The organism is Nitrospirota bacterium (assembly GCA_016178585.1).
Classification (GTDB): domain Bacteria; phylum Nitrospirota; class Nitrospiria; order JACQBW01; family JACQBW01; genus JACOTA01.
Genome location: JACOTA010000016.1, coordinates 16997 through 39510, shown reverse-complemented (window position 1 = coordinate 39510; position 22514 = coordinate 16997). Strand labels below are relative to the sequence as shown.

At 47.2% G+C, this 22514-nt stretch carries 22 protein-coding genes and 1 pseudogene; 20 read left to right on the top strand and 3 right to left on the bottom strand.

Annotated features, from left to right (window positions below; genetic code table 11):
* Positions 1–467: 467 nt before the first annotated feature.
* Positions 468–1513: pseudogene (locus HYR79_03010) on the top strand (ATP-binding protein).
* A gap of 117 nt (positions 1514–1630) precedes the next feature.
* Here HYR79_03010 and HYR79_03005 read toward each other — a convergent pair.
* Both HYR79_03005 and HYR79_03000 read right to left on the bottom strand, forming a co-directional pair.
* On the bottom strand, positions 1631–2512 hold the full coding sequence (locus tag HYR79_03005; GenBank protein ID MBI1820657.1) for a M48 family metallopeptidase: 882 nt from the start codon (positions 2510–2512) through the stop codon (positions 1631–1633).
* A gap of 95 nt (positions 2513–2607) precedes the next feature.
* A complete protein-coding gene (locus HYR79_03000; protein ID MBI1820656.1) occupies positions 2608–3024 on the bottom strand; it encodes a hypothetical protein in 417 nt (138 codons plus the stop codon).
* Between the two features lie 259 nt (positions 3025–3283).
* Between HYR79_03000 and HYR79_02995 the strand changes: the two genes are divergently transcribed.
* The 14 genes from HYR79_02995 (at position 3284) to HYR79_02930 (ending at position 16922) form a co-directional block, all read left to right on the top strand.
* A complete protein-coding gene (locus HYR79_02995; protein ID MBI1820655.1) occupies positions 3284–3562 on the top strand; it encodes a type II toxin-antitoxin system RelE/ParE family toxin in 279 nt (92 codons plus the stop codon).
* A 12-nt stretch (positions 3563–3574) separates the two neighbouring features.
* On the top strand, positions 3575–3859 hold the full coding sequence (locus HYR79_02990) for a HigA family addiction module antidote protein (protein MBI1820654.1): 285 nt from the start codon (positions 3575–3577) through the stop codon (positions 3857–3859).
* A gap of 262 nt (positions 3860–4121) precedes the next feature.
* On the top strand, positions 4122–6173 hold the full coding sequence (hyfB, locus tag HYR79_02985) for a hydrogenase 4 subunit B (GenBank protein ID MBI1820653.1): 2052 nt from the start codon (positions 4122–4124) through the stop codon (positions 6171–6173).
* Between the two features lie 18 nt (positions 6174–6191).
* Positions 6192–7142, top strand: coding sequence for an NADH-quinone oxidoreductase subunit H (locus HYR79_02980; GenBank protein ID MBI1820652.1), 951 nt, complete (start codon positions 6192–6194; stop codon positions 7140–7142).
* Positions 7143–7195: 53 nt separating this feature from the next.
* Complete coding sequence (locus tag HYR79_02975; GenBank protein ID MBI1820651.1) at positions 7196–7813, top strand: hydrogenase; 618 nt, start codon at positions 7196–7198, stop codon at positions 7811–7813.
* A 67-nt stretch (positions 7814–7880) separates the two neighbouring features.
* The gene (locus HYR79_02970; protein MBI1820650.1) at positions 7881–9302 is read left to right on the top strand and encodes a hydrogenase 4 subunit F; all 1422 of its coding nucleotides are present in this window, start codon (positions 7881–7883) and stop codon (positions 9300–9302) included.
* Positions 9299–10840, top strand: a complete 1542-nt coding sequence (locus HYR79_02965; protein MBI1820649.1) for a hydrogenase 4 subunit F — start codon at positions 9299–9301, stop codon at positions 10838–10840. Before HYR79_02970 ends, HYR79_02965 begins: the two co-directional genes overlap by 4 nt.
* Complete coding sequence (locus HYR79_02960; GenBank protein ID MBI1820648.1) at positions 10833–12425, top strand: NADH-quinone oxidoreductase subunit C; 1593 nt, start codon at positions 10833–10835, stop codon at positions 12423–12425. Before HYR79_02965 ends, HYR79_02960 begins: the two co-directional genes overlap by 8 nt.
* 70 nt (positions 12426–12495) lie before the next feature.
* Positions 12496–13011 carry an NADH-quinone oxidoreductase subunit B family protein gene (locus tag HYR79_02955; GenBank protein MBI1820647.1) on the top strand — a complete coding sequence of 172 codons (516 nt, stop codon included), beginning with the start codon at positions 12496–12498 and terminating at the stop codon, positions 13009–13011.
* A 3-nt stretch (positions 13012–13014) separates the two neighbouring features.
* Positions 13015–14310: a PAS domain-containing protein gene (locus tag HYR79_02950; protein ID MBI1820646.1), complete on the top strand. Its 1296-nt coding sequence runs from the start codon at positions 13015–13017 to the stop codon at positions 14308–14310.
* On the top strand, positions 14311–15669 hold the full coding sequence (locus HYR79_02945) for a sigma-54-dependent Fis family transcriptional regulator (protein ID MBI1820645.1): 1359 nt from the start codon (positions 14311–14313) through the stop codon (positions 15667–15669).
* Between the two features lie 93 nt (positions 15670–15762).
* A complete protein-coding gene (locus tag HYR79_02940) occupies positions 15763–16014 on the top strand; it encodes a type II toxin-antitoxin system Phd/YefM family antitoxin (protein MBI1820644.1) in 252 nt (83 codons plus the stop codon).
* The gene (locus tag HYR79_02935; GenBank protein ID MBI1820643.1) at positions 16011–16433 is read left to right on the top strand and encodes a type II toxin-antitoxin system VapC family toxin; all 423 of its coding nucleotides are present in this window, start codon (positions 16011–16013) and stop codon (positions 16431–16433) included. Before HYR79_02940 ends, HYR79_02935 begins: the two co-directional genes overlap by 4 nt.
* 360 nt (positions 16434–16793) lie before the next feature.
* Complete coding sequence (locus HYR79_02930) at positions 16794–16922, top strand: helix-turn-helix domain-containing protein (GenBank protein ID MBI1820642.1); 129 nt, start codon at positions 16794–16796, stop codon at positions 16920–16922.
* Positions 16923–16980: 58 nt separating this feature from the next.
* Here the strand turns inward: HYR79_02930 and HYR79_02925 are convergent, their stop codons facing one another.
* The gene (locus HYR79_02925; protein ID MBI1820641.1) at positions 16981–17202 is read right to left on the bottom strand and encodes an AbrB/MazE/SpoVT family DNA-binding domain-containing protein; all 222 of its coding nucleotides are present in this window, start codon (positions 17200–17202) and stop codon (positions 16981–16983) included.
* Positions 17203–17890: 688 nt separating this feature from the next.
* Here HYR79_02925 and HYR79_02920 point away from each other — a divergent pair.
* The 5 genes from HYR79_02920 (at position 17891) to HYR79_02900 (ending at position 22512) form a co-directional block, all read left to right on the top strand.
* Positions 17891–18661: a 2-oxoglutarate:ferredoxin oxidoreductase gene (locus HYR79_02920; protein MBI1820640.1), complete on the top strand. Its 771-nt coding sequence runs from the start codon at positions 17891–17893 to the stop codon at positions 18659–18661.
* Positions 18651–19058, top strand: coding sequence for a hypothetical protein (locus HYR79_02915; protein ID MBI1820639.1), 408 nt, complete (start codon positions 18651–18653; stop codon positions 19056–19058). Before HYR79_02920 ends, HYR79_02915 begins: the two co-directional genes overlap by 11 nt.
* A 13-nt stretch (positions 19059–19071) precedes the next feature.
* Positions 19072–19677 carry a carbon monoxide dehydrogenase gene (locus tag HYR79_02910; protein MBI1820638.1) on the top strand — a complete coding sequence of 202 codons (606 nt, stop codon included), beginning with the start codon at positions 19072–19074 and terminating at the stop codon, positions 19675–19677.
* Between the two features lie 404 nt (positions 19678–20081).
* On the top strand, positions 20082–21164 hold the full coding sequence (locus HYR79_02905; protein MBI1820637.1) for an Mrp/NBP35 family ATP-binding protein: 1083 nt from the start codon (positions 20082–20084) through the stop codon (positions 21162–21164).
* A 94-nt stretch (positions 21165–21258) separates the two neighbouring features.
* On the top strand, positions 21259–22512 hold the full coding sequence (locus tag HYR79_02900; protein MBI1820636.1) for a hypothetical protein: 1254 nt from the start codon (positions 21259–21261) through the stop codon (positions 22510–22512).
* Positions 22513–22514: the final 2 nt, after the last annotated feature.

Genomic DNA, 22514 nt, shown 5'->3' with positions numbered 1-22514 from the left:
CTTTACTAGCATTGTTTTCCTTCCTCTGCCTTAAGTGTTCTCTTCGCAAAAGTAAACATCTTAATACAGTTCTGGAAAACAATGCTCTTTTATTTCTATCCCTTCCCTTTATTTACCCATAGATTCTGGAGAATAGGCAAATAAATTTTAATCTTCATTGTGATCATTTCCTTTTATTATAAACATTTAGTAATAATCATTCCACCATCTAATTTTCTTTGAGGTCCAAATGGGGACCTCAAAGGGTACAATTCTCTCGAATTCCATTTATAATCTACGGTGTTTTCAAAATTGGGACTACTGAAGAGTTAGAAGAGGAAGCAACTCGCATTACTAAAAATAAAAAATTCCTGTTTTATAAGGCTCTTTAGAGTTTCCCGCTATTTTAAGTTATTGCAATTTTGCATTTTAAATGCAAAAATACATATAAGGACATTTGATGAAGAACCCCCTATGTCAAACGAACCATAGAGCCTGTCGTTCGGCAGGCCGCCAGGGAGTTTCCTGCGGTAGTGCTCACCGGTCCCCGCCAGTCGGGCAAGACGACGCTCTTGAAACATATTTTCGGCAAAAGGTGCCGCTATGTCTCGCTCGAGCCTCCTGATATCAGGATGGCTGCAATAGAGGACCCGCGCGGGTTCCTCGAAATGTATCCCCCGCCGGTAATCCTTGAAGAGGTTCAGTATGCCCCGGAGCTTCTTCCTTATATCAAGGAAAAGATTGATTCAGAAAGGGAGAAATACGGACAGTACTTGATCACCGGATCGCAGAACCTGCTCCTGATAGAGCGTGTAACAGAGTCGCTTGCCGGCAGGGCCGCAATGCTGAGACTCCTTAACGGGATCCCTTTCTCTGGTACTCCGCCTACATACAGACCTACCTGGAGCGGGACGTCCGCACGCTTCGCCAGGTTGGAGATCTCACACAGTTCCAGAATTTCCTCAGGGCATTGGCTGCCCGGAGCGCTCAACTCCTTCATCTCTCAGACCTCTCGCGAGATCTTGGTATTGCCGTAAATACAGCCAAAGCATGGCTTTCGGTTCTGGAAGCCACCTATCAGATAATCGTGCTCCGTCCCTATTTCGTCAATGTGGGAAAACGGCTCGTGAAAACGCCCAAGGTCTATTTTACTGACACGGGCATGCTCTGTTACCTGGCCGGACTTAGAGACCAGGAACATGCCGCTTCCGGACCTATGGGAGGCGCCATACTTGAGACTGCCGCTGTTACCGAGATTTTCAAGACGCTCATACACCGGGGGACCGATCCCCATATATATTTCTGGAGGACTTCGGCAGGTACGGAAGTGGATATCGTGGTCGAATCAGGCAGTAAATTGTTTCCAATCGAGGTTAAGCGATCATCCACGCCGCGGCCGGCCATGGGCGCAGGCATTAAGACCTTCCGCGAAGATTTTGGGGAGAGGGCGGCACAAGGTTACGTACTTCACACGGGAGATATTTGCCTCCCGTTGGGAGGGGGCGTGACAGCGCTGCCATTTGCGGAGCTGTAAATTTCCGGACAACACTACGTTAGCGTTTACCGCTTTAAAGAGGTCATTCTTGATCAGCGATTTCGAGATCAGATGGTCCCCCTCCGGAGTGCCAGGGTTTGGGTCAAAGGAATCTTTTTAAGGATGGTAGAGTTTCATGGCTTCCGGGAGCCACCTCTTTATCTCCTCAATTCTCTTTTTATCTGTCGGATGAGTGGACAAGAACTCAGGGGTCTGATTTTTACTTTCCGCCGCCATTCTTTCCCAAAATCCGATGGCCTCTTGAGGGTTATATCCTGCCATCGCCATAAGGTTCAGGCCGATCTGATCGGCTTCTGATTCCTGAGATCGTTCAAACGGCAACATGACCCCCACCGAGGTTCCAATTCCAAACGCCTGGTGGAGGACGGCTTCCTGCTGAGGATTGCCACCTCCCCCGAGAAGAGCCTCCAGTCCGGCGGCGCCGATTTCAGCGAGCACCCCGGTGCTCATCCGCTCGACCCCATGACGGGCGATAGCGTGTCCAATTTCATGGCCCAGAACCGTTGCCAGTCCCGCCTCATCCCGTGTTAAGGGTAAAATCCCGGTATAAATCGCCACCTTCCCTCCGGGTAGAGCGAAGGCATTAATCGTTTTAGGATCATCGATCACCGTAAACTCCCATTGATAATGGGGTGCATCGGAAAGCCCTATCTTTTTCGCTTTGACCCGATCTTCTACGACGTCGGCTATTTTTCTGCCGACTCGATTAACCATTTCAAGAATTTTAGGGTCTTTTGAGAGGGGTCCTTTCGAAACAACCTCTTGATAGGCTTTTAGTCCCATCTGGGTTTCGGTTTTAGAATCAAAATTCGGGAGAATAAATTGAGAGCGCCCGCTGACCGGGGCAGAGCTGCAGCTGGACAATAAAAAGCCGGGAACTGCCCACAAAATAAAAATGAAGCAGCTGGCTCTGCCAGTGCGAAACGCGGGGCGAGGGGATGCACGTTGGCACGAGAAAGTGCCAACAATCTCGTGCATGGGTGTGAGACAGTGAGCATCCCGGATCATTGAGCGAAGTTTGCGAAGGCCCCTGAGTAAAATTAATATCAAATAGAAAATGCGATGGATTTTTTTCATTTGCCGCTCTTCTTTTTTAAAGCGTCCCCTTTACTTTTATTTTTAGAGGGAACCGGTTCAGTATAAAGTTTTTTAACTTTAATTGTCCGGGCGACAATGACCCCGTTGACCCGTTCGTATTCAAGACGAACGGTGGAATTAAGGGTGATTTCCTTGAAAGAAAAGCGTTCTCCTTTATAGGTGATGCCTGTTTTGCTATTAACAATGGCCCTAACCGATTGCAAACCTCCCTTCCTTCCTGTTTTTTTGACCTGGACCGTCGAAGAGAAGAAACGGGGTTCTAACAACGTCACCTTTCCGGTTATGGATGGGAGGCGAGGGGCCTCATTTTTTGATTTTTGAGCCCCGGCGCTTGGCGTGGTCAAAAAAACGAGGCTTGCCAGGAGAAGCGCAAGAACAACTTTAGGTTTCATTTCCTTAAGTATATAGGCAAACCGGTTCTATATCAATGTCCACGCCATAAGGCGTTGGAAAACTCTGCCCGCCAGGATTTTAGCGGAGGTTCTGACCGGGGACAAGGAGTTCAGGCGGGTCGAAAAAGAGGTCAAAATCCGTTGGTTTAATTAAAGTCCCTGTCCATGAGCAAAGAAATGACGAGAAAGTAGACCTGGCCCCCCATGTGTTACAACACTATTGACAGTGTATCACCTGATTAGTTACACTCTAAAAATAATGATCATCCGCTTCCGCCATAAAGGTTTGGAACAGTTTTTTCGTACAGGGAAAAAGTCCGGGATACTACCCGAACATGTAAAACGTCTTCGTCTTATACTGATCAGGCTTAATACGGCCAAAGATCCTGGCGATATGGATGCGCCCGGTTTGGAGCTTCATAAATTGATGGGAGAGTTCAAAGGTTTTTGGTCTGTCAGAGTAAGTGGAAACTGGCGGGTGATTTTTAGGTTTGAACAACAAAACAGTACGGATATCGATTATTTAGATTATCATTAAAGGAGATGAACCATGATGTATAATCCGCCCCATCCTGGAGAAGTTTTAAAAGAACTCTACATTAAACCATTAGGTTTTTCCATCACGGAGGTGGCCGTGGCTTTAGGTGTCAGCCGAAAGACGTTATCAGAGCTTGTGCATGGTCACATCGGAATAAGCCCTGAAATGGCCATGCGAATTTCAATGGTATTTAGAACAACACCTGAAAGCTGGCTTGACCATCAGGCGCAATACGATCTCTGGAAACTTAAAAAAAACCGAAAAAAGCTCAAGACTAAACAATTGATAGCGGCTTAGGAGTTTCTATTGCGGTTGTGTAAAATTGTAAAAGCCATCGATGATGAAATTGAAGAGATAAATTCTATAATCACTGCAAAAATTGCAGTAAAAAATATTTTGAGTTATTGAAGATGATAAGCTCAAAACTGTTTTTTACTGTTAATTTGTTGTTTTAATGGTCATTATTATAAAATTAAAGAAAACTATTGCGAAAAATAGGTTGGTATAATATTTGCTTAATTTACGTTGCGTGCGCCCAATTTTTGTAATCAAATTTTAAATGAATTTTGATTTATTTTCTCTAATACACGGGAATTTCCTTATCGTCCTTGCCCTCTATGGGGCTGGAATTCTTATTCCGTTCTTTTTTCCTCGACAGCCTCGTTTCCAAAACCTGGTCGCCCATGGGGCCGCAATGTCGGCATCAGCCGCAGGTATCGTTTTAGGTGTTTTAGGCCTATTTGCAAATTCCCCGCTGGTTTTTTATAGCCCGTCTACTCTGCCGCTTTTTTCGATCCAGTTCAGGCTGGATACTCTATCGTCCTTTTTTGTTCTTTTAATATCCCTATCGTCCTTTCCAGTATCATTATACGCCGTGGGATATGTGCGCGAGTACGAAGGACGCTATCCAGTCGGGTTAATAGGCGGCCTTTACAACGCTTTCGTTCTTTCTATGACGCTTGTCGTCATGGCGGATAACGGTTTTTTATTTCTGATCCTTTGGGAGATGATGTCCCTTGTCTCCTATTTCCTGGTGGTGACCGAGCATGAAAAGGCTGAAACCCGTTATGCAGGCTTCTTTTATCTCGTGATGACCCATGTCGGTACGGTCTTTATTATGATTTGCTTCCTGCTGTTTTATCAACAGAGTGGAAGTTTTGCTTTTGAGGCTTTTCGGTCTTCCGGGCTGGCAATTCCCCAGACGATTCGAACATTGGTATTTCTGACCGCCCTGGTAGGTTTTGGCACAAAAGCCGGGATCGTGCCTTTGCATGTTTGGCTCCCTTATGCCCATCCTGCGGCTCCCTCCCATGTTTCAGCGCTGATGTCCGGAGTGATGATTAAGACAGCGATTTATGGACTGGTCAGGGTCTATTTTGATTTACTCGGCGGCCAGTTTCCATGGTGGTGGGGATTTACCATCCTGGTTGTGGGTGCGGTCTCGGCCCTGCTGGGTGTGATGTATGCCTTGATGGAACATGACCTCAAGAGTCTTCTTGCCTATCATAGTGTTGAAAACATCGGAATCATCCTGCTGGGCATCGGCGCCGGGATGATTTTTCAGTCTTATGGCCTGTCTCATTTGGCTGCGTTGGGGCTTTTGGCCGGTCTTTATCACACGATCAATCATGCGATGTTCAAAGGACTCCTTTTCCTTGGAGCCGGATCATTGTTGTACAGTACCCATACCCGAAATATGGAGGAGTATGGAGGTTTGATTCGTAAGATGCCCTGGACCGCTCTCTTCTTTTTAATCGGTGCGGTGTCCATTTCGGGTCTCCCCCCCAGCAATGGTTTTATCAGTGAATGGCTGACTTTTCAGAGCCTGTTTCTTAGTTTTCAGATTCCCGATCTTCTGATGAAAATTTTTCTCCCCATCGGAGCGGCCATGCTGGCGCTTACGGGAGCGTTAGCCATGGCTTGTTTTGCAAAAGCGTTTGGAATCAGTTTTTTGGCAATGCCCCGGAGTCCTCATGCCAAACAAGCTGCCGAGGTGCCGGTGGTGATGCGGATTGGAATGGGAATCATGGCGGCCTACTGTGTGATTCTTGGGCTGGTTCCCATGCTGGTCGTTCCAGTCCTGGACCGGGTTATCGCCCCATTCACCCATATTTCAATCGCGAATAAAGTGATCACCGGTGGTGGGTGGACTGTGGAACCGATGGGAGTAAAATTCGCCAGTATTTCGACCCCTGCCCTGGCATTGATCATGGGATTACTGATTCCTCTAACCCTCCTCCTTATCGTGGCGCTGAGCGGCCGGGTTCGGAAACGTTTTTACAGGACATGGGGCTGTGGTTTAAACCTGAAACCCAGAAATGAATATACCTCTACCGGTTTTGTTCAGCCGATTCGCCAAATCTTCAGCATGATCTACCGGCCGACGGTTAAACTTGAAGCGGAAATGATGGAGGAATCCCGTTATTTTGCCAGGCGGAAGCGGTTTGAATTGTCTTTTCAGCCGGTATTTCAGAGATATCTTTATGATCCTGTTGTCCGGGTTTTGCTGGCAGTTGCCGGCCGTTTCCGGGTCATTCAGGCCGGGAGCCTGCACCTTTATCTTTCCTACATTTTTCTGACCCTGATCGCACTCCTTTTGTGGGCCAGGTGAGTCCATGTTGAGGATTCTATGATCAAAATTGTTGTCATTGCGATCCTGCAGGCTGTTGTGGTTCTCCTTGTTTCACCTTTTGTGGTCGGGCTTATTCGCAAGGTAAAAGCGCGGCTCCAATGCCGTCGGGGCCCCGGTTTGATTCAGCCTTATTATGACCTGTCCAAGCTGTTCCAAAAGGAGATTGTGGTCTCGTCTTATACTTCCTGGATTTTCACCGCGACACCCTATATCCTCTTTTCCTCCACCCTCACAGCCAGTCTGCTGGTGCCCACCTTTCTATCGCAAGTCCCTTTTAACTTTGCCGGGGACATCATCACGGTGGTCTACCTGTTAGCGCTTGGAACGTTTTTCCTCATGCTGGCCGGCCTGGATGCCGGATCATCCTTTGGAGGGATGGGAAGCAGCCGGGAAGCGATTGTGGCGGCGTTGACAGAACCCGCGACGATCCTTTCTATTTTCGCGGTAGGACTGACCGCCGGGTCCACGAACTTAAGCACGATTGTCCATAAAATGGCTCTCTCCCACGGAATCATGTCCGATCCACCGCCGCATCTGCTGGCTCTGGCGGCGTTGTTCATTGTGACCCTGGCCGAGACCGGCCGCGTTCCGGTGGACAATCCCGCGACGCACCTTGAACTGACAATGATTCATGAAGCCATGATCCTCGAATATTCAGGCCGCTATCTCGCTCTGATCGAATGGGCCTCGGCTTTGAAACTTCTTCTGTTTCTGACCCTCCTGAGTAATATTTTCGTTCCATGGGGGATTGCGACGGAGATGAATCCTCTTGGGATGGTCTTGGGAACAGCCGCGTGGTTATTAAAGGTTTCAGGGCTTGCCGTCCTTGTCAGTGTGATTGAATCCATGTTTGCCAAACTTCGTTTATTTCGGATTACAGAATTGCTGGGAGTCGCGTTTATTTTGTCTCTCCTTTCTCTTATCTTCTACTATATTTTGAGGGTGTAAAGTTGAATGTCGCTCATCCAGACTTAGGGTCCCAGATCGTCAATATCTGCTCGATGCTCCTTTTGGTGACGACCTTTGCCATTGTTTCACAACGAAGACTTTCCGCCTGTGTGGATCTCTTCGCTTTGCAGTCGGTGTTTCTTGCCCTAACCGCGGCCGTTGTGGCTTTTTTAACAGGCATCGATCACATTTATGTGGCCGCGCTTCTTACGATTCTCATTAAGGCCATCATTATCCCGCTGATCTTAAAGAGGGTTATTGAACGCCTGAATGTGACCCGCGAGCTGGTCTTAAACATCAATATTCCCGCGTCGCTCATCATCAGCGGGGCGCTGGTCATTTTAGCCCTCTCCGTTACACAGCCGATTAAAGAGCTAGGATTCCTCCTGACCAAAGATTCTCTTGCCATAGCCCTGGCGATTATCCTGATTGGTTTCTTTACCATGATTTCCCGGCGAAAGGCGGTGACGCAGGTTGTTGGTTTTCTGGTCGTGGAAAACGGAATATTTTTGGGGGCGACCGCAGCGGCCTACGGCATGCCGCTCATCGTGGAACTCGGTGTTTTCTTCGATGTTTTGGTAGCCGGCCTGATTATTGGAATCTACACCCATCGGCTCAAGGATGCTTTCGACAGCGTGGATGTCAGTAAACTCACAGGAATGAAGGAGTAAACCTCTGTCGCTTCCGCTTCTGATCTTGATTGTCATGCCATTGGCGGCTGGATTTCTGAGCCTGGTGATGCCCACGCAACGAGCCCTGGAGCGGCTCCAGTGTCTCCTTGCTGTTGTTCTATGGGGGGCCATGGCCGCAGTCGTCAGCGGAGTTGCCTCGGGCTCCGATGTTTCGATAGGCATCCTGTTACGGACGGACCCTTTGAGCGCATTGATGGATCTGATGCTAGCCTTTGTGGGCGGGACGGGTCTGGTCTATGCCGTCGGTTACATGGGCGAAAAACTGGTCCGGGGGGACTTGAAGCTTAAACACTATGGTCGGTTTTTTTTCTTTTTCGACTTTTTTCTCTTCGCAATCCTCCTGACTGTGAACCTGGACAACATCGCCTTAATGTGGATCAGTATCGAAGGCTCAACCCTTTCGGCGGCTCTCCTCGTTGGGTTTGAGCGGACAAAAAACGCCCTGGAGGCGGGATGGAAATACATTATCTTGAGTTTCATCGGTATTGCATTGTCCTTATTTGGGACGGTTTTGGTGTATTACGCATCGGAGCAGGTTTTGGGGGTTGGTATGGAGGCTTTAAGCTGGAAGGCTTTGTATCGGGTTTCGCCGGATCTGAACCCGGCCGCTTTGAAATTAGCCTTCATCTTCATTTTGACAGGGTACGGGACCAAGGCAGGTCTGGCGCCCATGCACACGTGGTTACCGGATGCTCACGCGGAAGCGCCCACACCGGTCAGCGCGATGCTCTCCGGGTTGATGTTGAATGTGGGTTTATATGCGTTACTCCGTTTCAAGAGCATTACAGATCAGACCATCAGCGGAGGCTTCACCGGACCTTTAATGCTCGGGTTTGGCCTGCTTTCTCTCATCGTGGCCGCATTCTTCATGTTGATTCAACAGGATTACAAACGGCTTTTAGCATACTCGAGCATTGAACATGTTGGAATTGCCATGGTGGGTTTTGGCGTAGGCGGACCTGTTGGGATTTTTGGCGGACTTTTCCATATGCTCAACCATTCCCTGGTCAAGTCAACAGCATTTTATGCGGCGGGAATCGTTCTGCTAAAGCACCGCCACAAAATAATGGAGCGTATTACGGGTCTGCTGAGACAAATGCCGCTGGCGGGTTTGAGTCTGCTTCTTGCGGCCATGGGTTTGGCCGGCATGCCGCCATCCGGCTTATTTGTAAGCGAGGTTCTGATTGCGACCTCTTCCTACGCCAGGTACCCGATGCTGACTTATCTATTTTTGGCTTTTCTCATCCTCGCTTTTGGAGCGGTGATTTATCATATTTCAGGGATGGTTTTAGGGGGACCGATGGCGCCGGACGCCCCGCTCAACGATCGAACCCTTCGTTTTACGACCACAGCTCTTTTAATTAATCTTGCGGCTATTTTTTACGGAGGGCTTTATATGCCCAATTTTTTGCGGGCCATTTTTATTCCGGCGACCGGGCTCTTTGGACCGAGGATTGAAATTCCATGATCCCGATAGCCATCCTCTTGATCTCGCCCCTGGTCGCAGGCTTTCTAAGCCTGGGATTAAGATCTCCCAGGATCCTTCACGGCGTTAACCTGACAACGATTCTTCTATTGGGAGGCGCTCAGTCCCTGTTGACGGTGCGCCTTTTACGCGAGGGGTCGTTTTTGCTCTTCAACGACTTCATTGCGGTGGATGCTCTTACGGCGTTTGTTCTCATGATCGTTACAGCGATCGGGTTTACTTCGTCTCTTTACGCCTGGTCGTATCTGGATCAACATCTGATCCGGGGGAATGTGACTCCGAAGCGGATGAGCCGGTACTTTTTTCTCTTTCATCTGTTTATGTTTACGATGATTCTTGCCCTTCTCGCCAATAATCTTGGCATCCTCTGGGTGGCCATTGAGGGCACGACATTGGCGACGACGCTTCTGATTAATTTCTTCAAGCGGAAATCTTCACTTGAGGCCGGATGGAAATATCTGATCCTTTGCTCGGTGGGCATCGCGTTAGCCCTGTTCGGGACGGTTTTGATGTTTCTCTCCTCCGTAAGGGCCCTGGGGGACGTCGGCGCGGCCCTCAACATTTCAGAACTGATTCGGGTTGCCGGTCAATTAGATCCTCATGTGATCAAACTTGCTTTTATCTTTATTCTGATTGGATACGGCACCAAGATCGGCTGGGTCCCCATGCATACCTGGGTTCCCGAGGCCTACAGCGAGGCTCCGGCTCCCGTATCTGCCATGCTTTCGGGAGTTCTTGAAACGGTTGCATTTTATGCGGTATTACGGAGTAAGATGATTGTGGATGCTGTGGATTCTTCCAGCTATGCCGGCCATCTCTTGATCGTTTTCGGATTTTTCTCATTTGGCGTAGCGGCGGTGTTTATTCTGATCCAGCGGGATTTTAAGAGGCTTCTGGCGTATTCAAGTATTGAACACATGGGGATCGCAGCCATTGGCTTCGGCGTAGGGGGTTTCGTGGGAAGTTTCGGGGCTCTGTTTCATCTTCTCAATCATGCGATTGCCAAGTCTTTGGCTTTTTTTGCGGCGGGGAATATTCACCTTTCTTTTGGGTCGCGTGAGATGGATAAGGTTCAGGGATTGGCGAAGGCACAACCCATGACCGCGGTTGCCTTTCTAACCGCAGGCTTTGCCCTGGTGGGGATGCCCCCTTTTGCCCTGTTTGCAAGCGAATTTTCCGTAGTGTCCGCGTTGGCCTCGCAGGTCTACAAAAGTGATACCATGCGTCTGGGGCATTTTATGACAATTATGGTTTCTGATGAAATGCGCAACCTTGTTTTTGTCGTTCTATTCCTGCTGGTCAGTATCGTGGTGTTCGGCGGTTTTATGGTCCGGGTGACGGGAATGATCTGGGGGGAACCTTCCGATAAAACCGCCCGCGAAGAAAAATGGAGTATCTCCCATGTTCCCCTTATCTTAAGTATCGCGGCCATTGGGGTGATGGGATTGTGGATTCCGAACTCCCTCAGGGAACTGATGATGCAGGTCGTGGCCATTTTAACCGGAGTCAATCATGGATAATCTGAACGAAATTGTGCAAGAAATGGTTAAGACCTTCAAAGATCAGATTCTTGATTTGGAGCAAATCCAGGGGATCCCTGTTTTCTATTTTGAAAAAGAGGATATTCTTGAAATCGCCACCTATGTTTACAAGACCCCTTCCCTGCGGGGAACCTTATCCTTGCAATGGGCGGCAGATCTAAACCCGATAAAGCCGGTTTGCCGGGTTTACTATCTTTTTTCGCTGGAGTCGGGTGGGCATTGGCTGATCCTGGCTATCGATCTTCTGGAAGAAGACCGGCTGTTTCCTTCCATCACACCGCGAATCCACGCGGCCAAATGGTACGAACGTGAAATACGGGATATGATTGGCCTCATTCCGGTTGGACATCCGGACCTGCGCCGGCTGGTACGCCATGAACACTGGCCCAGGGGGACACATCCGTTAAAAAAGGATTTTCCCTGGAATACCGTTTTGGAACGGAGGGAAGGGACCTATGCCTATCGGCATATCGAGGGAGAAGGAGTTTTTGAAGTTCCGGTCGGACCGATCCATGCCGGGATCATTGAACCGGGACATTTTCGATTTTCGGTGGCCGGAGAACCAATCATGCAGCTTGAGATTCGGCTTTTCTGGAAGCATCGGGGAATTGAAAAACTTTTCGAGAATTTATCTCTGATCAACGGGGTATCCCTCGCGGAAAAGGTTTCCGGAGACACGTCCTTTGGTCATAGCCTCTGTTACTGTCAGGCAGTCGAATCTCTTCTGTCTGTTGAGATTCCTCCGCGTGCTGAATACCTCAGGACACTTTTTCTGGAGCTGGAACGGCTTCATAACCACATCGGCGATGTCGGAGCGATCTGTAGTGATGCGGCTTATTCGCTGGCGCTGGCGCATTGCAATCAAATGAAAGAACAAATCATGCAAATGCTTGACCGACTGGCGGGTCACCGTTTTCTTCGGGGCGTTAACCGGGTTGGCGGAGTGGCGGTGGACCTGGATTCCTCTCAACTCGACGGGATTCTTGCCGGTTTGGCCAAAATAGAGGAAGACTTTAAAGAGCTGACGGACCTTCTTTTCAGTAACGCTTCCCTCATCGATCGTCTGGAGACCACAGGGATCCTGAAAGAGCAAACGGCCAGGGACTATGGGGTTGTTGGCGTGGCGGGAAGATCCTCGAATATCAACCGGGATATCCGGAGAGATCATCCTTTCGCGGCATACCGCCACTTGAATTTAAAGGTTCCTGTGTACCAGTACGGCGATGTCCGGGCGAGAGTCCGAGTGCGTGTCGATGAAATCCATGAAGCGATCTCTATCATAAGACAGGTGTGCGGGCGGATTCCAAAAGGGCCGACCTATATTGAAGCAATTTCTTCTGCAACCAGAGGGAGATGGGCTCTCTCCGCGGTTGAGGGCTGGCGTGGAGAAATCCTCTATTTTGTCATGGCGGGGGAGAATGGACGGATTCACCGGTGCAAGGTCAGGGATCCCTCTTTTGTCAATTGGCCGGTCCTGCAGGATGTTGCCCCCGGCAATATTATTCCGGATTTTCCGCTGATCAACAAGAGTTTTAATCTATCCTACGCGGGAAACGATTTATAAGGACTCATTTTTTTAAAAACATAACTTCGCTGTGGGAACGTTCGCGAGCAAGCTTTGTGGGAGAAACATTATGTTCCGAATCATCAAAAAGAGTTTGAAAAAGGGCCGGGTCACCGGCCAATACCCTGAATCTTCCGTGCCTGCTCCTGAGGTTTCTGACGCCACGCGGAGCAAGGCCAAATTGTTTCACCGGTCGCTTTCGATCCGGGAGGTGGATACCGGTTCCTGTAATGGCTGTGAGATGGAGATGAATGCCTTAATGAATCCGATTTATGACGCGGAGCGGTTCGGCATCCATATTACCGCCTCGCCAAGGCATGCCGATGCCCTGGCGGTTACAGGTCCTGTAACGTTTAATATGGAGAAACCCTTGAAAGATGCCTATCGCTCAACACCGGAACCGAGGTTAATCGTTGCCCTTGGGGATTGTGCCATTGACTGCGGGATATTTAAAAACAGTTATGCCGTGACCGGTCCCGTCGAAAAGCATATTCCCGTAGATGTCAAAATTCCTGGTTGTCCACCGCGGCCAAACGAGATCCTCGATGCCCTGCTCACTGTCCTGGGTCGGAGAAAAAAGGAGTAGAAAATGTTACGGCCAAATCCAGAACAAACCCTTTTTGGCTATTTCCCGGCTCGACTGATTATCTCCATTCTTCTGTTTTTTGTCGTCGTTGTTTCCGTTATCCTGATCCTGCGAATTGAACGGGAAAAATATGGTCTTGTGGTTTTTTTTCTTTTAACGGTTTTAGGTGTCACCGTTTTCAGCACCTATCAGAGTTATCATACGGTTCGAAGGACCCTGGAAAGTGTCAAAAGCCTTACCCGGAACATTCTCGAAAGTATTCCAACCGGGGTGATTACGGTTGATTCTCGGGGAAGAATAACCTCGATCAATCCAGCCGCGGATAAAATCCTTTTATTAGGGAACGAAGCTTTGGGAAAACAATTAACGCTTTTTTTGCCGGAATCAACGGGTTTGGGACAACTCCTGGAAGAAGCTTTCGCAGAGGGAAGATTATTTCATGATCAGACTGTGACATATCCCAAAGGGGATCAGACACTGGTTCTCTGGGTAACGCTATCCGAACTCAAAAATGAAGGGAAAAGAGAGGGATTGGTCCTCCTGGTCAAGGACATCTCCGAGATCAACCGGTTGGAACAGCAGGTCAGACGATCAGAAAAGTTATCTGCCATCAGCACCCTTTCGGCGGCTGTGGCCCATGAAATTCGTAATCCTTTAAGCGCGATGGATTTAAATCTGGGATTGCTGGAGGAAGAAATCTTGCTCAATCGTGGAGCGACTCCAACCATTCGAGAGTATCTTGATGTTCTGAATATTGAAATTAAAAGGCTAAAGAGTATTCTGGACAGCTTTGCCCGTTTTTCGATCCCCAACCCATTGGTTTTAGAAGAGGTAAAATTGGAGCCGATCCTTCAACACCTGGTGACCCTTATCCGGGGTGAAGCTCATGAAAAAGGAATTGAAGTTGAAACAGATATTCTTCCCGGTCTCCCTTTGATCCTTGTCGATGAGAATCAAATGACGCAGGTATTTTTAAATATTATGATTAACGCCCTTCAGGCAATGCCTGCCGGGGGAAAACTTTTTATTCAAGCGGAAAAACGCAAAATCAACAGTGAAAGATGGGTCAATGTCAGGTTTTCCGATACGGGCGCCGGGATGGACAGAGTGAAAATAAACAAAATATTCGAGCCTTTTTTCAGTACCCGGCAGGGAGGAACAGGCCTGGGATTGGCCATTGCTCATCGGATCATTGAAGATCATGGAGGCTTCATCCATGTTGAAAGCGTTGAAGGGAGCGGAACTGTTTTTACCGTCCAGCTTCCTGTAAGGAATAAAGAGGAGGCGAAAAAGAGCTAAATGCAAAATCAGATCTCTATTTTGATTGTCGATGATGAAGTCAATATTCGAACCGCTCTGGCAAAAATTTTAGAAAAACAGGGATACAAGCCCGAAACCGCTGAAAACGGACAGGTGGCGCTTTCACGGCTTGAGAATGCTTTTTATCATCTGGTGATTACCGACCTGAAAATGGCGGATCTCAACGGTCTGGAGTTGTTGAAAAAGGTAAAGGAACATTCTCCGGAAACAGAGGTTGTCGTCATGACGGCGTATGGGACCATTGAAACCGCCGTCAACGCCATAAAAGCCGGCGCTTATGACTACCTGACAAAGCCGGTGGATAAAGAGCTCCTGCTTCTTTTAATCGACAAGGCGTTGGAACGGCAATCTCTTTCGGTGGAAAACAAACGGCTTCGTGAAAGTCTAAAGATCAAAAACCGGTTTGAAGAAATGATCGGGAAGAGCAACGTTCTGAAGCAGATCTATGAAACGATTGATCAGGTTGTCGAAAGCGACGCAACGGTTCTGATCACCGGTGAAAGTGGAACGGGAAAAGAGCTGGTTGCCCGGGCCATTCATCAGCAAAGCGGAAGAAGGGATAAGCCGTTTATCACGATTAATTGCGGGGCGCTTCCGGAAACATTGTTTGAAAGCGAAGTGTTTGGTTATGAAAAAGGCGCTTTTACGGGGGCCGTTTCTTCAAAAACGGGTCGTTTTGAACTGGCCGACGGAGGGATTCTGTTTCTTGATGAAATCGGGGAATTAAACCTTAAAAACCAGGTGGACTTTCTCCGCGTGCTTGAAACTAAAGAATTCAGAAGATTAGGAGGGACAAAACTCATTCATGTGGATGTCCGTTTTATTGCCGCGACCAATAGAAACCTGTTACAGGCGATAGAAAACAAGACCTTTCGGGAAGACCTCTATTATCGTCTTAACGTTGTGCCGATTCATCTTCCCCCTTTGCGGGAACGAAAAGAGGATATTCCTTTATTGGTTGAATTTTTTCTGCGAGAATTTAGATCCATCTATCATAGGGAAGAAAAGACGGTATCTCCGGGAACGATGCGGTTATTGGTCAACTACTCCTGGCCAGGGAATATCAGACAACTTAAAAATGTGATTGAACGGGTTGTTATTATGGTGAGAGATAAAACCCTTTTACCGGAACATTTACCGGTGGAGATACAGGAAGATACGGCGAAGGAAAAAACCATGACAATTCCGTTGGGAAAGTCCCTTGAAGAGGTTGAAAAAGAGGTCATCCAAAAAACGCTTTCTGAGATCACGCATCACCGGGAAAAAGCCGCGAAAATTCTTGGCATCAGCCTCCGCGCCCTCCACTATAAAATCAAAAATTACGGTATTGAAGATTGAGTACTATCCAATAGTAAAGTTTCTTGCATCTTGATCAATTCTGGTCTACAATTTACATAACTAGACAGTCTAGCCTGTTCTTTGGGGGCGATTATGAAAACAGAATGGCAGCTTCAAGAAGCAAAAAATAAATTAAGTCAGGTTGTCGATAGGGCCGTACACGCTGGGCCGCAGACAATTACCCTTCGTGGAAAGCCCGCGGCCATGTTAATTTCTATTGAGCAATACCGGAAATTAACTCATCGGACCCGCTCTCTCACCGAATTTTTCAGAAATTCGCCTTTATGTGGAGTTGAACTTGATTTGGAGAGAAGTGAAGAATTGGTTCGCGAGGTCAATTTGTGAACTATCTTTTTGACACCTGTGTTATTTCAGAAATGGTGAAGAAACATCCAGCCCAGGTTGTTTTAGATTGGATTGAGCAACAAGAGGAAGAATTCATTTGCCTCAGTGTCTTGACCATCGGGGAATTGGAGAAAGGAATCGCCAAACTGACTGATTCTCATCGGAAAAAAAAATTAAAGACCTGGGTCGAAAAAGATCTGATTGAACGGTTTTCCAATCGGATCCTTTCTTTTGATTTGCAAACAGCTTTGCTATGGGGCAAACAACAGGGTGAATTAGAAAGGCTCGGAATGCGGCTCCCCCTCATGGACAGCCTTATTGCGGCGACAGCAATAGTTCACCACCTGGTTGTCGTGACACGGAATAGTCAGGACATGGAAAGACTTGGCGTCAAAATATATAATCCCTGGAACACTTAATTTTATTACCCCTGCCTTCTCAGATAAACAGATTCGGTTTCTTCTTAACAAACAATAAGAATAGATTTGCCCTTAAATTCTAAGAATATTTAAGGATTTAAAATATTTCCGATAAAAGCCACGGTCACGGGTTAAAAGCCGGTCAGATTGTTTAATCGCATGGGAGCCGATCATAAAATCAGAAGTTACGGTCTTGAAGATTAAGATTCGTACTTCCACTCTTTATAAGGTATTTTTACCTTTCAATATGGTAAAATTAGACTTATACTATGATAGTGAACTGGGTGGTTAAGGTCGATAAAGAGGCCTGCCATTGTATTTCAGGGAATTCGTCTTCGCCATGGTTTGACACAAAAGGAGATGGGTAAAAAGATCGGCCTCCATCAGACCGATGTCTCCAAAATAGAAAAGGGTGAACGCGCCATTGGCAGAAATCTTGCCATGAAAATCGGCAAGGCGCTGAAAATTGACTACAAACGATTTCTTTAAAACGGTCAAGAATTCCCTGCGGACCCTTTGAGATTTTTATTGCCAAGGATCTGTTTTCTTAATTGAGACCTTTTAATCTTTCTATCCAGGCATCCGTAGATACTTTTGTCTTCAGGCAACCATAAACCTTTTCCACCGGATCAACGCTGACCATCTTAATCGCGACGAGTTTTCCGTTCTGCTCATTAAAATCCAATACTGTTCCGGGCTTAATTCCAAGTTTCTTCCTCAGTTCTTTGGGAATGGTCACCTGTCCTCGATCATCAACCCGGGCTTTCATAGTACATCTCCAAATTACATACTTTATAAGTATGTAATCATACTTATAAAGTATTATCAACCGTTACATCCTCCCCTAGAACAGCGATAGAAAGTTGTCATTGCGAGCGAAGCGAAGCAATCTCGCCATCGTGAACCGAGATCGCCACGCACCCTGCGGGCGCTCGCGATGACAGGCAAAACAAGGAGTTGCAAATCCTATCTCTAATGGGTCCTCCCCCCAGCAAATAATGCAGGTTCTTATTTTGTAACGGAAGTTTTGTAACTTATTGAAAAAAATATGTTTTTTGTGTTTTTTCTTAAATATTCCTGTTGCCCCCCTTGAATCACCTGCAAAGTTTTCTCCTTTACGGCTTTAGGCAAGATCAATTAACGGTTCAAGGAAATTCATTTTCTTAACAAGTTATTTTGTAATCACCTGATTTCATTTGGTTTTTTTTATTATTTTCAACTGACCGCTTATATGAAAAGATTTTGGCACTCTATTTGCGTAGTAATCAGTAATCTGAGCTATTCTCGGATTAACTTAATGAAAAAGTGAAGCAACCGGCTTTGCCGGTGCGGAACGCGGGGTTCGGGGGCATCGGAGGCTCAGAGCTTGCTTTGGAAGCGATTTCACAGCGGACATATGGTTTTAATCATCTCTACCCGCATGGGCCCCTGAATAAAATAGAAGGGAGTTCTTAGTCATGCCGACCAAAGATAAACGTTATCGTGTGCTTCCCGGCCCGGAAGGTATTCTTCCTCCGGCGGCGGCCTTGATGGGAGTTCTTCCCCCTGATCTTGGAATGGGCCTTGTCGAAGGAGAAGCTCTTCCGGAAAAAAAAGTGATGGAAGTTATCGCGGAAAAAATATTAACCCGTAGAAACCCGACGCTTTTCCCCGGACCTCTTCTGGTATGGGCATGGACCCCGGAGACTCAGAAAAAAGCTACAGCGGTCCTGGAAATGGCAAGAGAAATTCCGGGCGCAAGAATTATTTGTATGCCGGATTACCGCCCTATTTATCCCAAAATCGATCCCGAAGCTGTTTTTAGTCCCTGCCACCCCAATTTAACCATCTGGCATAACAAGATTGAAGTTTGCATGCTGATTGACGCTCATTGCCATTTTGTCAATGTGACTCTGAAAATGATCCGCGGGGGGACAAAATGTTACACGATCACTCTTTGCGCAAATGATGTTCATGAAGATTCGGTTGCGGCCATGGGGCCTTGTGATGTTGAAAAAATTGTCCGTTTAAAGGAAACCATTATTAAAGTTCGGGATAGCGGCAAAATAATTCCATGGGCCTATACGCGGGAAGGCAAGGAAGAGATTCGGCATTGTAGCAACAAGAAGATGTTCGTTATCCGGCCTGAGAACGCTTTACGTCATGATTCCACGGGGTCGAAAGAGGAAGAAGTCCCTCCTGGATTTTCACATCATCTGGAACATGGGATTGATGAGAATGAAGAGTAAAGATCGGACCCTTTCTTTACCCGAAATTCAACACGAGGTTCAATTTATCAATGAGGGGCTTGGCCCTGTGGAGGGGGATGAACCCTTTCGGGCCGAAGTTGGATTCATTAGCTGGAGATCAACTCAATCGGCTGTTTATGAAGCCATGCTTTTTTTTAGAAAGATTAAATTTCCCGCCGCCGCCCTTTATTTGAAAAGCCTATGGCCATTTCCGGTTCAGGCTATTGAAGCTTTTGCGGGAAGGGTGAGTAAAATTGTCGTGATAGAAGAAACCGAAACGGCTTTACTTTCAAAGATGATTAGAGAGATTACAGGGCTTAACCCCGTTACGATAGTCCCTCCTCCCGGCGGATCCATTAAGGCTGAAGATATATTTGAGAAAGAAGACTGGAATTAAAGGAGATAAGAAAATGAGTCCGACAAAAATTCAAAAAGAAAAGGTTGAATCAAAACGCTACCGGGTGCTTCCGGGGCCGGAAGGATTCCTTTCTCCCGCTGCCGCTACCCTCGGAGTTGTTCTGCCAGATCCGGGCCAGGGGTTGGTTGAGGGAGAAATTGTCAGTGAAGATCAGGCCATTGAAGCCGCGGCGAAAAAACTTTTGTCAGCAAAACATCCGACGCTCTTTCCCGGGCCTGCCGTGCTGTGGGATTGGAAACCGGAAGCCTCCAAACTCGCCACCGCGACAAAACGTTTAGCCGAAGCGATACCCGCCAAGATCATTCCAATGGCCGACTATCGCCCCAAATATCCTCGCGTTTATCCGGAAATTGAGATTAATCCCAATCATCCCAATCTCACCATCTGGCATAATAAAATTGATGTTTGTCTCTTTATCGGGGTTCATTGTCACCAGGCCAATATCGCTCTCAAGATTATTCGGGCAGGAACCTCCTGCTATACCATCGCCATGTGTTCCTTCTCCGGAGACGATGAGGCCAATATCACGGTACGGGATATCACGCCGGAAACAATGGAAAGACTGATCACGGCTGTCCTTAAAATGAAAAAACGGTAATTTTTTGTAATCTTGTCCTATTTCTCTTCCAGAAAAAAAATCGTACCTTAATTGCTTATCGACGACGGATCAAAACAGTCTTTGGTGCATGATAAAATTGTGAGATAATCTTGTCTGCCAGAGGCCTGGGGCGGTGACACGGCCCTCTTTTGGCCGCCGCATCAATGGGTTCAGATTGCAGCGGCGAGACAAAAGCGGAGGGCGGCGAGCACCGTAAGCGCAGCCGCGCGTGCCGGGGAACCGCTCCTGGCTCGGCAGACGCTTGTCATCTCATAATTTTGTCATGCACCCAATAGTCTTTAATGGCTTGACACCGATTCAAGACAGGGGCTATGATTATTTTTAATTAAAAATCTACTGAAAATAAAGAATTCCGATGTCGATGGTTTAAATTTGGAGAGAAAATGGCAAATCTGATTACCGAAGAACTCGTCATGAAATCGTTAAAAAAGGTCATTGAACCGGAGCTTTTTAAAGATATCGTGACCTTGAATATGGTTAAGGACTTGAAAATAAATGGAAAAGATATTTCTTTGACCATTGTCCTGACCACACCCGCCTGTCCTCTTAAAGGCGAGATCCAAAACCGGGTGGATAAAGCGGTCAAGGAAGATTTTCCTGAAGTGAACAAAATCAGCATTAACTGGACGGCCAATGTGACCTCCGGAAAAACCGGTGGAAAAGAAAACCCCGTTCCGAATATTAAAAACCTTATTGCCGTAAGCAGTGGAAAAGGGGGGGTTGGAAAATCAACCGTAACGGTAAACCTTGCCGTGGCCCTGGCAAAATTGGGCGCGAGGGTTGGGTTATTGGATGCGGATGTGTATGGCCCCAATGTTCCGTTGATGATGGGCGTTTCCAAACCTCCCGTATCGGTTGGCGCGAAACTGGACCCTGCCGAAAATCACAATGTCAAATTTATCTCGATGGCGTTTATGGTAGAGGATGACACGCCAATTGTTTGGCGTGGTCCGATGATTCATGGAGCCATTCAGCAGTTTCTCCGGGATGTCAATTGGGGCGAACTCGATTATCTTCTCATTGACCTCCCTCCGGGAACCGGCGATGCCCAATTAAGTATTACCCAACTCGTCCCTTTAACCGGGGCTATTATTGTGACGACACCTCAGGAAGTGGCCCTCCTGGATTCCAAAAGGGGCCTGGGGATGTTTCAGAAAGTTCATGTTCCTCTCCTGGGAATCATTGAAAACATGAGCTATTTTAGCTGTCCGCACTGTCACGAAAGAACCGACATCTTCAGCCACGGGGGAGGGAAAGCCGCTGCTGATAAGCTGAAACTTCCCTTCCTGGGAGAAATTCCGATTGATCCTGCCATTCGGGAGGGCGGAGATACGGGCAAGCCGATTGTGATTGCGGATCCGGAATCCCCGCAAGCCAGGATGTTTATGCAGATTGCGGGAAATCTGGCCGCCCAGATCAGCGTTTTAAACGCCCGCTCTTCCGCGTTAAAAATCGTCACCGTTTAAAATTCCATCATAGACCGGCGGATCAAGGGGAATTGATTTTTATTCGGCCTTCCTGTTAAGATAAGAAAACAACCTTATAACAAAAGGCTCTCTCATGCTTCCTGATCCGCTTGAAGTCTGTAATCTTCTTGTCGAAATTTCCCGGTCATTAACCTCTGATTTAAACGATAAGGAAGTAGCGGAAACTCTTCTTAAAAATTTTTTTAAAATGATCTCCCTTAAAAAAGCCGCCTTTTTCTTTTTAAATGAAGAAAAAGGCCGGTATGATTTCCAGTTGGGACATCAACTGGCGGAAACTGATTTTAAAAATATACCCATGGACGTTCAGGCTCCCTTTCCAGAGTGGCTGAAAAGTAACCGAACCCTCGGTTTTGCCGGTACTCTGTCCGAAGGGCTGGCTAAAAAAATACCCTCTCTTTTAAAAGAAACCGGTTTGCAAAACTGCCTCCCGTTTAAAACACGGGATAAGTTGATGGGTTTTGTATTTCTCTGCATTCCCCCTTTATCATCCCTTGAGAGTCAGCTTCTTTTCCTTATAGGAGAACAGATTGCCATCGCGATCGAAAACAACCGGTTGGCACAAGCCTTAAAAAAATCCAAAGTGTTGGTTCGAAGAACCGACCGGTTAAAGTCTCTTGAAACAATCGCCGGAGGGATGGCTCATGAAATCAGAAATCCCCTCACTTCGATTAAAACCTTCGTAGAACTGGCTGGAGAAAGACGAGAGGACTCTGATTTTTTTGATAGTTTTTCAAAGGTGGCCCGCGAAGATATTGGAAGAATCGAACGAATTATCCGTGAAGTTCTTGATTACAGCCGTTATATGGAACCGACGTTTACCGAGGAAGATATTAATGAGGTGATTCAAACCACCCTCCCTTTCATGGTCATTGAAGCCAATAAACGGGGCGCCAGGTTTTTGACGGAATATCAAAAAGACCCTCCCCGTATCATTATTGATCGGCAGCAAATCAAGCAGGTTTTACTTAACCTTTTTATCAATGCCATTGACGCCCTTCCTCCTTCCAACGGATTGATCAAGGTTAAAACCAGATCTTTTAAAAAATTGGAGATTCCCTGGATGGGCATACACATTGAAGATAATGGTATTGGAATTCCTCCCGAAAATATGGAAAATATTTTTGATCCATTTTTTACGACGAAACATGAAAGCAAAGAGCGGGAAGGGACGGGTTTGGGACTGGCGATTGTCCATCAAATTGTCCAGGATCATCGAGGAGAAGTTGACGTCAAAAGCAAACCGAATGTCGGGACGGTTTTTTCCGTGGACCTTCCGTCCAATCCGATGCTTTACGAACGAAGAAAGGAAAGGCGGCTGGAAAATTGAAA

Bases quoted from the DNA above. Each gene is read 5' to 3' on its own strand.
- HYR79_02950 (MBI1820646.1), top strand. From the start codon at position 13,015: ATGTTACGGCCAAATCCAGAACAAACCCTTTTTGGCTATTTCCCGGCT.
- hyfB (MBI1820653.1), top strand. From the start codon at position 4,122: ATGAATTTTGATTTATTTTCTCTAATACACGGGAATTTCCTTATCGTC.
- HYR79_02910 (MBI1820638.1), top strand. From the start codon at position 19,072: ATGAGTCCGACAAAAATTCAAAAAGAAAAGGTTGAATCAAAACGCTAC.
- HYR79_02925 (MBI1820641.1), bottom strand. From the start codon at position 17,202: ATGAAAGCCCGGGTTGATGATCGAGGACAGGTGACCATTCCCAAAGAA.
- HYR79_02945 (MBI1820645.1), top strand. From the start codon at position 14,311: ATGCAAAATCAGATCTCTATTTTGATTGTCGATGATGAAGTCAATATT.
- HYR79_02915 (MBI1820639.1), top strand. From the start codon at position 18,651: ATGAAGAGTAAAGATCGGACCCTTTCTTTACCCGAAATTCAACACGAG.
- HYR79_02930 (MBI1820642.1), top strand. From the start codon at position 16,794: ATGGGTAAAAAGATCGGCCTCCATCAGACCGATGTCTCCAAAATAGAA.
- HYR79_02995 (MBI1820655.1), top strand. From the start codon at position 3,284: ATGATCATCCGCTTCCGCCATAAAGGTTTGGAACAGTTTTTTCGTACA.
- HYR79_02975 (MBI1820651.1), top strand. From the start codon at position 7,196: ATGCTCCTTTTGGTGACGACCTTTGCCATTGTTTCACAACGAAGACTT.
- HYR79_02920 (MBI1820640.1), top strand. From the start codon at position 17,891: ATGCCGACCAAAGATAAACGTTATCGTGTGCTTCCCGGCCCGGAAGGT.
- HYR79_02990 (MBI1820654.1), top strand. From the start codon at position 3,575: ATGATGTATAATCCGCCCCATCCTGGAGAAGTTTTAAAAGAACTCTAC.
- HYR79_02955 (MBI1820647.1), top strand. From the start codon at position 12,496: ATGTTCCGAATCATCAAAAAGAGTTTGAAAAAGGGCCGGGTCACCGGC.
- HYR79_02940 (MBI1820644.1), top strand. From the start codon at position 15,763: ATGAAAACAGAATGGCAGCTTCAAGAAGCAAAAAATAAATTAAGTCAG.
- HYR79_02965 (MBI1820649.1), top strand. From the start codon at position 9,299: ATGATCCCGATAGCCATCCTCTTGATCTCGCCCCTGGTCGCAGGCTTT.
- HYR79_02960 (MBI1820648.1), top strand. From the start codon at position 10,833: ATGGATAATCTGAACGAAATTGTGCAAGAAATGGTTAAGACCTTCAAA.
- HYR79_02970 (MBI1820650.1), top strand. From the start codon at position 7,881: ATGCCCACGCAACGAGCCCTGGAGCGGCTCCAGTGTCTCCTTGCTGTT.
- HYR79_02905 (MBI1820637.1), top strand. From the start codon at position 20,082: ATGGCAAATCTGATTACCGAAGAACTCGTCATGAAATCGTTAAAAAAG.
- HYR79_03005 (MBI1820657.1), bottom strand. From the start codon at position 2,512: ATGCACGAGATTGTTGGCACTTTCTCGTGCCAACGTGCATCCCCTCGC.
- HYR79_02900 (MBI1820636.1), top strand. From the start codon at position 21,259: ATGCTTCCTGATCCGCTTGAAGTCTGTAATCTTCTTGTCGAAATTTCC.
- HYR79_02980 (MBI1820652.1), top strand. From the start codon at position 6,192: ATGATCAAAATTGTTGTCATTGCGATCCTGCAGGCTGTTGTGGTTCTC.
- HYR79_03000 (MBI1820656.1), bottom strand. From the start codon at position 3,024: ATGAAACCTAAAGTTGTTCTTGCGCTTCTCCTGGCAAGCCTCGTTTTT.